The sequence below is a fragment of the Pseudomonas sp. PB103 genome (genome assembly GCF_009764635.1).
GTDB lineage: Bacteria > Pseudomonadota > Gammaproteobacteria > Pseudomonadales > Pseudomonadaceae > Aquipseudomonas.
Window position 1 is genome coordinate 1 of sequence record NZ_RWIL01000003.1, and the last position, 8,874, is coordinate 8,874.

Below are 8,874 nucleotides of genomic sequence, written 5' to 3' on the forward strand. Positions count from 1 at the left end.
GGCTGCGATCTTTTGATCTTCAACAACAAGATCAAAAGATCGCAGCCTTCGGCAGCTCCTACATTATTGTGGTGCGGCTGAAAGGAGACGTCAGTGGAAATCGCGGCTCTGCACGCGGATGCCGTTGAGCAGCGGGCTGAGGTCGCTCAGGCGTCCGGCGATCAGGTGGCGCACTTCGCCTTCGCGTTCCCAGCGGCCGTCGACCTTGAGCAGTTGCGAGCCGACCAAGACCTGGCGTTGACGCTCGGCCAGATCGCGCCAGACCACCACATTGACGTTGCCGAACTCGTCTTCCAGAGTCACGAAGGTCACGCCACTGGCAGTGCCCGGACGTTGTCGCCCGGTAACCAGCCCGGCAACGCTCACCGGCCTGCCGTGTTCAACCTCCAGCAATTCCTTTGAACTGCGGCAGCGCCGCGCCTTCAATTCACCGCGCAACAGCGCCAGTGGATGCGGGCCCAGCGTGGTGCCAATCGTCGTGTAATCCGCGTGCAGATCCTCACCGACACTCGGCTTGGGCAGCACTACATCAGGCTCTTCCTGGCTCGGCAACCCGGCAAATAAGCCAAGTTGTTTCTGCACCCCCGCCACCTCCCAGCGCGCCCGATGCCGGTGCCCGGCCAGACCGCGCAATGCCCCGGAATCGGCCAGCAACGCCTGCGCCCGACTGTCGAGTGCGGCCCGTTCACCCAAATCGGCGACATCGGCAAACGCCCCGCGCGCGCGCGCCGCTTCGATGCGCCGGGCGTCGTCCTCGCGAAAGCCCTTGATCATCCGCAGGCCCATACGGATCGCCGGTTGCGCCGCCGTGGTGGTTTCCAGGCTGCAATCCCAGTCACTGGCGCGCAGGTCCACCGGGCGGATCTGCAAATGATGCCGGCGGGCGTCCTGCAAAATCTGATCGGGGCTGTAGAAACCCATCGGCCAGCTGTTGATCAGCGCACAGGCAAACGCCGCCGGCTCGTGGCACTTGAGCCAGCAACTGGCATAGGTCAGCAAAGCAAAACTGGCGGCGTGGGATTCGGGAAAACCGTAGCTGCCGAAACCTTTGATCTGCTCGAAAATCTGCGCGGCGAACTCTGGCGTGTAGCCGTTCTTTTTCATCCCGGCAGCCAGGCGCTCCTTGTGCGGTTCGAGCCCGCCGTGGCGTTTCCATGCGGCCATCGAGCGGCGCAACTGATCGGCCTCGCCGGGGCTGTAATCGGCGGCGACGATGGCAATCTGCATCACCTGTTCCTGAAACAGCGGCACGCCCAGGGTTCTTTCCAGAACGACCTTGAGTTCTGGCGACGGATAGGTTTCTTTTTCTTCTTTATTGCGCCGGCGCAGGTACGGATGGACCATCCCGCCCTGAATCGGCCCCGGCCGGACGATGGCCACCTCAATCACCAGGTCATAGAACTTCGCCGGTTTCAGGCGCGGCAGCATCGACATCTGCGCCCGCGACTCGATCTGGAACACGCCGATGGTGTCGGCGCGGCTGATCATCTCGTAGGTCGGTTTGTCTTCGGCCGGGATCGTCGCCAGGCTCAGATCGAGATCGCGATGGCGACGCAGCAAGTCGAAGCAGCGTCGGATCGCACTGAGCATGCCGAGGGCAAGAATATCCACCTTGAGCAGGCCGACCGCGTCGAGGTCATCCTTGTCCCATTGAATGATCGTGCGATCAGCCATCGCCGCATTCTCGACCGGCACCAGGGTGTCCAGCGGTTGCTCGGAAATCACGAAGCCGCCAGGATGCTGCGACAGGTGCCGGGGGAAGCCGATCAGTTGCCCGGTCAGGCTCAGCACTCGGCGCAGCACCGGGCTCTGCGGGTCGAAGCCACCCTCAAGCAAGCGTTCCAGCGGCGGCGTTTCATCGCTCCAGTGGCCACAGCAATCGGCCAATGCGTTGATCTGATCCGGCGGCAGGCCCAGGGCCTTGGCCACATCACGCACCGCACCGGCGGCGTGGTAAGTGCTGACCACAGCGGTCAACGCCGCGCGCTGGCGGCCGTAACGGCGAAACACGTATTGCAGGACTTCTTCGCGGCGTTCGTGCTCGAAGTCGACGTCAATGTCCGGTGGCTCGTTACGCTCCTTGGACATGAAACGCTCGAACAGCAGCGTGGTGCGATCCGGATCGATTTCGGTGATGCCCAAGGCGAAACACACCGCCGAGTTGGCCGCCGAACCACGGCCCTGACAGAGGATGTTTTGCTCACGGGCAAAGCGCACCACGTCATGCACGGTGAGGAAGTAGCTTTCGTAGCCGAGTTCGGCGATCAGTTGCAGTTCATCGTCGATCTGCTTGAGCACTTTCGCTTGCGGGCCTTTGGGCCAGCGCCAGGCGATGCCTTCTTCGGTCAGGTGACGCAGCCAGGAACTGGCGCTGTGCCCCTTGGGCACCAACTCCTTGGGATATTGATAACGCAATTCGCCGAGATCGAACGTGCAACGCCGGGCCAGAGCCACCGAGGCATCCAGCAAGGCCGGCGGATACAACTCGTGCAGCACCTCGACAGTCCGTAAATGCCGCTCGCCATTGGGGTGCAAACGCAACCCGGCCTCGGCCACCGGCACGTGATGACGGATCGCCGTCATGGTGTCCTGCAAAGCGCGACGGCCACGGGCGTGCATGTGCACATCACCGCTGGCCACCGCCGGAATCTGCAACTCGGCGGCCAGACTCAACAGCGCTGCCAGACGCTGCTGATCGTTCTGTCCGCAATGCAACTGCACCGCCAGCCACAAGCGCTCGCCGAAGGTCTGCTGCAACCAGCGGCCCTCTTCCACTGCATCGAGCGAGTCCGGCACCCACAACACCAGCAGGCCCGACAAGGGTTCGTCAAAGTCCTCTCGCAGCACCTGATACTGGCCCTTTTGCGTGCGCCGGCGAGCACGGGTGATCAAGCCGCACAGCGCCTGATAGCCCGCCAGGTTCTCCACCAGCAGCACCAGTTTCGGGCCGTTTTCGATGCGGATTTCGCTGCCGATGATCAGCGGCAGCTCCACCGACTTCGCCGCTTGCCACGCCCGCACAATGCCGGCCAGCGTGCATTCGTCGGTGATAGCCAGTGCTTGATAACCGTGTTTTTTCGCCCGCTGAAACAGCTCAAGGGCACTAGACGCACCGCGCTGGAAACTGAAGTTCGACAGGCAGTGCAGTTCGGCATAACCCTCGCTCATGCAAACCAGCCCTGCAGCCACAGCGGACCGCCCTCACCCACCGCCCGATAAGCCCAGCCCTGTTGACCGGCACGGTTCTGGATCAGGTAGTAATCGCGGCGCACATCTTCACCGTCCCACCAGCCCGATTCGATGCGTTCCGGGCCCATGAGAATCCGCGCCGAACCTTCTGCCACACTCTGCGGCTCACCGAGCAACCAGCCGGGACGGTGCACGCTCGGCAACCCGCTGCAGCGTTGTTTATCGACGCCGTGCTGCCAAGCACACTCGGGGCGGTGATCGGCCTGGAAGCGCAGCCCCTGCACCGCGTCATCGCCCAACCGCGCGCGCAGGCGTTCGCGCAATTGCTCCCACGGCAACGTCTGCTGCGGGCGGTCATCGAACAGCTCCTGAAACTGCGGGACGAAACTCGGCAGGTCCTCGGCGCGCAAGCGAAAGCCACGCACCGGCGCCTCGACCTGCACTTGTTCCAGCCGTCCGCGCGCCAGTTCGAAGAGCATCGCCGGATCACGTTCGGCGCTGAGCAGGCCGACTTTGATCAGCGTGTCCGGCAACCCAGCGTGTTCCAAATGCAGATCGAAACGCTGCACGCCGCTGTCACGCCCGCAGAGGAACGCCGACAGGTCACCGGTCAAACGCCGTAACGGGAACAGCAAGGCCTGATGCGATTGCACGTCGAAATTCAGTTCGATGCGCACATCAAAACGATCCGGCGGCAAGTAGAACTCCAGCGCCAATGGCCGCGCACCGAACAAGGTGTCGAGGTGTTTGAGCATCTGCGCCTCGAAACGCCGGGCCAGCGCCTGACGCGGCAGGCTCTGCAGCTGATTGAGGTTGCGCAGGCCCATGCGCGACAACGCCGTGGCCACGGCCGGTTCCAGGCCGACGCGGTCGACAGGCAATTGGCCGAGGTGATGCTGCAAAGCCTCGCCGTCCGGCACCACCAAGCCGTCATAAGCATTGGCCAGCACCCGCGCCGCCACCGGATTCGGTGCGGCAACGATGCGATGGCGAAAGCCCAGTTCGGTCAGTTCCTTGCGCAGCCGCGCTTCGAACTGGGCCCAGGAACCGAACAGGCCCAGGCTCGACTCGATCTCGAACACCACGGCGCGCGGGTAATGCACGCTGACCTGCGCGCTGAAGCCGTAAGCCCACGCGGCGAGGAACTGCTGCCAGTGTTCGACCTCGGCCGCTTCGTAATCGGCGGTGGCAAAACCTTTGCTCATCGCCTGCGCAGCGGTCATCGACTGGCCAGCGCGCAAACCGAGTTTGCGCGCTGCCGGGTTGACCGCTTGCAGCACCCGACGTTGGGCCGGGCCGCTGAGCAGCACCAACGGCTCATCGGGGTCGGGACGTTGGCGCAACACCGCGTCCAGCGCCAATTGCGGAAAAACAATACAGACCCAGCGCATGGCGACCTCAGTGCCCCACGGCAAAGGCAATCGGCGCCGTACGTGCGAGGCCGCCACGGCACTTGAGCACGCGCAACTGTGCGGGTTTGGCGTCGATGGCAATGCGCAGCGCCGCCGGTGACGGATTGACCGCTTCGCTCAACGGTCGCCAGGCAAACGCCAGGGTCTGACCGGTTTCCGCCGCCACCTGCAAACGCCGCAACGCACGGTCATCGGCCTTGTGCGGCCAGCACAGCACCGCGCCGCAGCTGCCCGAGCGCAAACACTGTTCCGCCGCCCACAAGGCATCGCGCTCACTGGCCTGAATCACCGACAACTGACGCAAATCGACCCCGGCGTTCTCCCACGCCTGCGGATATGGCACGAACGGCGGCGCCACCAGCACGATGCGCTCGCCCGCCGCCGACAACCGCGCCAGCGTTGGCCAGACCAGTTGCAGCTCACCGACACCGGGGCCGGCCAGGAGGATTTCGCTCAGCGCCGCTTCCGGCCAGCCACCGCTGGGCAGTGCCGCGTCCAGCGCCGCATGCCCGGTCGGTTGCGGGCTGGCGGCCGGTGGCGCAGGCCGGCCCTTCCATATCTGGCCGCCATTGAACAGCGTATCCAACGCAACGACGGCGCCCATCAGCCTTGCCTCACCAGACCGCAGAACACCCCTTCGATCGCCAGATCCTGATCGTCGCGCACGATAATCGGCCGATACGCCGGGTTGCGCGGCAACAAGCGCACTTCGTCGCCAACCCGTTCGAAGCGTTTGATGGTGACTTCACCGTCGAGCCGCGCCACGACGATTTGGCCGTTGAGCGCCTCGGGATTGCGCCGCACGCCGACCAGATCACCGTCGAGAATGCCGTCCTCGATCATCGAATCGCCCTGCACCCGCAGCATGTAATCGGGCGTGCGCGAGAACAGCGCCGGGTCGAGCAGCAAGCGGCTATGGACGTCGGCATCGGCGCCAATCGGCGCACCGGCAGCGACGCGGCCAAGCACGGGGATGTCGAGCAGCTCCGGACGCGGCGGTTGCCCGAGCAAACGAATGCCCCGGGCCTGATTCGGATTGACCTCGATAAACCCGGCTTCAGTGAGCGCGAGCACATGCTTGCGCGCCACGCTGCGTGAGGCAAAACCAAAAGCCTCGCTGATTTCAGCGAGGCTTGGGGGCTGACCGTGTTCGGCGATGCGATCGCGGATGAAGGTCAGGATGGCGGTACGGCGGGGAGTGAGGTTTGTCATGGAGTACATTTGTACTCTTTCGGTTTTTTTCTGACAAGCACCGTCAGTCAGGATCCCCGTAAATCCATGTAGGAGCTGCCGCAGGCTGCGATCTTTTGATCTTGTTTTTAAAAAGCCAGATCAAAAGATCGCAGCCTGCGGCAGCTCCTACATGAAGTGAACGCGATCATCCGTGGAAGGCGGTGAGACCATCACCCAGGGGAATGGGGCGTCAGCTCAGGCCGCGGTCGGCGAGGAATTCGGCGATATAATCAATGAAGGCCACCACTTTCGCCGTGGCCCGCCGATGGCTCGGATACACCGCGAGAATGTGCGGGCCAAAGGTGTCCGGGTCGATCTCGTAATCCGCCATGACCCGCACCAATCGCCCGTCGGCAATGTACGGCGCGGCGCTCCACAGTGGCGTGTGCAGCAATCCTCGCCCGGCCAGAGCACTGGCCAGCAACAAATCGTAATTATCACTGCGCAACAACGGCGCCGTCGGTTGCGCCAGACTCAAACGCTGGCCATCGCGCTCGGCCCACCAGAATTCGCGGCTGAGCAACGGATGCTGATAAAGCAGCCATTCATGCTGTTCAAGGGTCTGCGGATTCACCGGCAAGCCCTTGCGCGCCAGATACTGCGGGCTGCCGCACAGGGCCAGGCGATTGCTGCCAACCACCCGCGCGATCAACCCCGGCAAATCATCGTGGCCCTCGCGCAGCGCCAGGTCATAACCACTTTCCAGCAGATTGACGAACGCATCGCACAGATCCACTTGCAGGCTGATCTGCGGGTATTGCTGCAAAAAGCCGTCACACACCTGATCGAGAAACGCCCGGCCATACGCCAGCGGCGCAGTGATTTTCAGGCTGCCGCGCAAGCCGTGCTGCAACTGCTCGATTTCCTCGCTGGCCTCGTCCAGCCGCTGCAACACCAGCCGCGCGGTTTCCAGGTACACCCGGCCGATTTCAGTCAGCAAGATCCGCCGCGTGCTGCGCTCGAACAACCGCGCACCCAGCTCCGACTCCAGGTGATTGACCGCTTTGGTCAGCGCCGACGGGGTCTTGCCCAACTGCTCGGCAGCGCGGCTGAAACTGCCGAGCTGCGCGGTGACCACGAACATTTTCAATGCACCCAACTTGTCCATGCTTTTTCCATTCAGGCAAAAACGTTTTTCGTGCGGGAGGCATTCTGTCAGCCGCTGCCAGCCACTAATCTCGCCATCAGACGCAATAACAAGGAAATCTTCAATGAAAAGATTCATCCCGAGTCTGTTGGTAGCCGCTGTAAGTTTTGCCTCGATGGAAGCCATGGCCGCCCCTGATCTGATCCTGCTCAACGGCAAAATTTTCACCGCCGACCGTGCACAACCCAAGGTTCAGGCCCTCGCCGTGGAAAACGGCAAAGTGTTGAAAGTTGGCACCGACGCGCAGATCAAAGCCTTGATCGAACCCGGCACTCAAGTCATCGACCTCAAGGGCAAAGCGCTGATGCCCGGCCTGATCGACAGCCATTCCCACGCGATTTTCGGCGGTCTGGAAATGACTTCGGCGAACATGGAAGACGAAATCGTCGACCTCGACGAACTGCAAAAACGTCTGCGCAACTGGCGTGAGGACGGCAAGGCCAAACACGGCGATGTGTTGAGCATTGCCGGCATGAGTTCGGCCTATTGGGCACAGGCCGAGGCGTTGGGCAAAACCTTCAACAGCGGCGAATGGGCCGATGTGCCGGTGGTGTTTATCGGCAGCGACCACCACACCGCGTGGGCCAACAACGTCATGCTCAAGCGCGCCGGGATTGATGCGGCCCTGCTGAAAACCCTGCCCGACGCGGAAAAAGACACCATCGGCAAACTGGCCAGCGGCGAACCGAACGGCTTTGTGGTCGACGCTGGTTGGGATCGGGTCGCCTCGAAAATGCCAGTGCCGAGCCCCGCCGACATGCTCAATGCCGCCAAATCAGCGGTGCGCTACAACAACAGCCTCGGCATCACCGCGTGGATGGACCCGGCCGCCAACGCCGCACCGGGCGAAGCGGTGTTCGCCCTCAAGCCCACCGAGAAAACCGTCGGCGTGCTGCCGGCTTATAAAGCGCTGTCGGAAAGCGGCGACATGAGCGTACATGTCGCGGCGCTGCTGGTGGCCAACCCGAAAAGCGTGCCCGCCGATCTCGATACGCTGGACAAGGTGCGCCAGCAATTCCAAGGCATCCCGAATCTGACGCTACCCGGGATCAAGATCTTCGCCGACGGCGTGATCGAATTCCCGGCGCAGAGCGCGGCGATGATCGATCCCTACAGCAACTCGCACAAACAGGGCGAATTGCTGATCGACCCGCAGCATTTCGGCGAACTGGTCAGCGCCATCGACCAACGCGGCTGGCTGGTACACATCCACGCCATCGGCGACCGCGCGGTGCGTGAATCGCTGAACGGCATCGCGCAGGCGCGCAAGGATCGCCAGAGCGGTGTGACCCATTCGATCACTCACCTGCAAATGGTCAACCCGAAAGAGTTCGCCCGTTTCAAACCGCTCAACGTCATCGCCTCGATGCAACTGCTGTGGGCCAGCGCCGACGACTACACCACCGACATGATCAAGCCCTACGTCAGCGCCCTCGCTTTCCGCTATCAGTACCCGGCGCATTCACTGCTCAAGCAAGGCGCGACGATTGCCGGCGCGAGCGACTGGCCGGTGTCGACGCCGAACCCGTTCAACGCCATGGCGCAGGCGATCACCCGCGTCGGCCCGTTGGGCGTGCTCAATGCTGATGAGCGTCTGGACCGCGACACCATGTTCTACGCCTACACCGTCAACGCGGCGCGCACGATTGGCCTGGAGAAACAGATCGGCTCGCTGACGCCGGGCAAGCAGGCGGACTTTATCGTGCTGGATCGCGACGTATTCAGCGTCGACAACAAAGCCCTGCATGACACCAAAGTGCTGCAGACCTGGTTCGGCGGCCGTCAGGTCTACACCGCCACCCAATAACAACACTGCTCCCCCCTGTAGGAGCTGCCGAAGGCTGCGATCTTTTGATCTTGTTTTTAAGGATCAAGATCAAAAGATCGCAGCCT

The 8,874-nt window shown here is 62.8% G+C and carries 6 protein-coding genes; 1 reads left to right on the top strand and 5 read right to left on the bottom strand.

Going from position 1 to position 8,874, the window contains the following annotated elements; translation table 11 throughout:
* Positions 1–90: 90 nt before the first annotated feature.
* The 5 genes from EJA70_RS01095 to EJA70_RS01115 all read right to left on the bottom strand — a co-directional run bounded on the left by EJA70_RS01095 (position 91) and on the right by EJA70_RS01115 (position 6,942).
* Entirely contained in the window at positions 91–3,189 is a 3,099-nt protein-coding gene (locus EJA70_RS01095; RefSeq protein ID WP_218574200.1) for an error-prone DNA polymerase, read from the bottom strand.
* Positions 3,165–4,580 (bottom strand): DNA polymerase Y family protein, encoded by a 1,416-nt coding sequence (locus EJA70_RS01100; RefSeq protein WP_158829035.1) that lies wholly within the window; start codon positions 4,578–4,580, stop codon positions 3,165–3,167. Before EJA70_RS01100 ends, EJA70_RS01095 begins: the two co-directional genes overlap by 25 nt.
* Positions 4,581–4,587: 7 nt before the next feature.
* Complete coding sequence (gene imuA, locus EJA70_RS01105) at positions 4,588–5,205, bottom strand: translesion DNA synthesis-associated protein ImuA (protein ID WP_158829037.1); 618 nt, start codon at positions 5,203–5,205, stop codon at positions 4,588–4,590.
* The gene (lexA, locus tag EJA70_RS01110; RefSeq protein ID WP_158829039.1) at positions 5,205–5,822 is read right to left on the bottom strand and encodes a transcriptional repressor LexA; all 618 of its coding nucleotides are present in this window, start codon (positions 5,820–5,822) and stop codon (positions 5,205–5,207) included. Before lexA ends, imuA begins: the two co-directional genes overlap by 1 nt.
* A gap of 202 nt (positions 5,823–6,024) precedes the next feature.
* The gene (locus tag EJA70_RS01115; RefSeq protein ID WP_158829041.1) at positions 6,025–6,942 is read right to left on the bottom strand and encodes a LysR family transcriptional regulator; all 918 of its coding nucleotides are present in this window, start codon (positions 6,940–6,942) and stop codon (positions 6,025–6,027) included.
* Positions 6,943–7,045: 103 nt separating this feature from the next.
* Here EJA70_RS01115 and EJA70_RS01120 point away from each other — a divergent pair, with 103 nt between their 5' ends.
* The gene (locus EJA70_RS01120; RefSeq protein WP_158829043.1) at positions 7,046–8,788 is read left to right on the top strand and encodes an amidohydrolase; all 1,743 of its coding nucleotides are present in this window, start codon (positions 7,046–7,048) and stop codon (positions 8,786–8,788) included.
* Positions 8,789–8,874 lie beyond the last annotated feature (86 nt).